General features: G+C 72.3%; 1 protein-coding gene. It reads right to left on the bottom strand.

The features are described from left to right. The coding region (locus tag CAPSK01_RS21320; protein WP_273702828.1) for a biotin/lipoyl-binding protein at positions 1–550 on the bottom strand (550 nt) is incomplete at its 3' end. Positions 551–658 lie beyond the last annotated feature (108 nt).

Here is a 658-nt window from a genome sequence, read left to right as displayed (position 1 = left end):
GCGCGCGGCGCTGCGCCGCATCGACCGCCTGCGACGAGACGAAGCCGCGGGCACGCAAGGCCTGCTGACGCTGGAACTCGACCTCGGCGTTGGCGGCTTCGGCCTGCGCCTGTTCGAGGTTGGCCTCGGCCTGACGCACCCCGGCCGCGGCCTGACCGATCGCCGCCTCGGCGACCCGCAGCGCGGCCTGCACGTCGCTGGCGTCAAGGCGTCCAATCAGTTCGCCCGCCCGCACCGGGCTGCCCTCGCGCACCCGCAGCTCGACCAGTCGGCCGGTGCCCTTCGAAGCCACCGACGCGCGGCGTTGGGCGACCACGTAGCCGGAAGCGGTCAGTTGTGTGTACTGCTGCGACGGGTAGGCACTGAGCACGGTCGTGACCTGGACGTCCACCCTGCCCGGCACGAGAAGGTAGGCGGCGATGCCACCGATGCCGAGCGCACCCGCCAGCCAGACAGCCCAGCGGCGCCGGCGCCGCCGGGTCGGGGCCGCGTTGCGGTCAATCGTCAGCAGCGACAGCGGGGAGGCAGGCGTCTTGTCGGGTTCGGCCATGGGAAGAGGAGATGAGCGGGGGCGTCAGCAGCTCGGCTGCAAACGCCTTGAGTGAATGGTCGGCAGCACTTCGCCGCCGCGGACACCATGGGCCGCCAGCGCATTGCC

This window comes from Candidatus Accumulibacter vicinus (genome assembly GCF_000584955.1).
Lineage (GTDB): Bacteria > Pseudomonadota > Gammaproteobacteria > Burkholderiales > Rhodocyclaceae > Accumulibacter > Accumulibacter vicinus.
The sequence above is the reverse complement of the archived record's forward strand: the minus strand, read 5'-3'. Positions and strand labels throughout refer to the sequence as shown.